Origin of the sequence: Mycetohabitans sp. B8 (assembly GCF_021991875.1) — a bacterium.
Classification (GTDB): Bacteria; Pseudomonadota; Gammaproteobacteria; order Burkholderiales; family Burkholderiaceae; genus Mycetohabitans.
In genome coordinates, this window is the sequence record NZ_JAHLKR010000045.1 from 1 (window position 1) to 619 (window position 619).

Consider the following 619-nt stretch of genomic DNA (forward strand, 5'->3'; position numbering starts at 1 on the left):
TGCGTGATTGCACAGGCTTGTCGCCAAGGCTGAAGGGCTTGGCGTACGATGCCGCAACCGCCGTTGAACCCTTGGCCCACGATTTCCCGATACAACCTCGCCGCGTTTGGGCAGCCTTCACGCCAGCGCTGGGCAAGATACGCTCGATAGGGATCCAACTTGCTGGCTGCGGGTGGCCGCTGCGCCCGCTCAGGGAACCCACCGGCGTTGATCCAATGCCGCACCGTACGCCGGTCCAATGCCATGATGCGCGCAATCGCGCGTATTGCCATCCCACTTTGATGGTGACGCATGACCGTCCTATAGCGCGCGAGCCGCACTTCGCGCCGCTGCGCTTGTTGCTCCTTTGCGCGCGATGTGGTTGCAACGCAGGACGCATTCGATTCGATCGCTGGCAATGCGGCACAAGCGTGCTCGTGATTGAGCGAGCGTGCAACTTCGCGGATAGGCCGCTGGCAGCGGCTCAGCGCGCGCTCAATGGTATCGCCAAGATTTTTCAATAGATGCCATGGTAATCCCCCAAAAAACCGGTGGGAACAGAAGTAGAATTTTCTTGTTAAGGGAGTTCTACGCAATGAAGAAGTCGAGATTCACGGACAGCCAGATCATGGAGGCGCTC

General features: G+C 59.1%; 1 protein-coding gene. It reads right to left on the reverse strand.

Going from position 1 to position 619, the window contains the following annotated elements; genetic code table 11:
- Nucleotides 1–500, reverse strand: a 500-nt coding sequence (locus tag KQH60_RS14600; protein WP_237577128.1) for a helix-turn-helix domain-containing protein, incomplete at its 3' end; no start/stop codon positions are given.
- Nucleotides 501–619 lie beyond the last annotated feature (119 nt).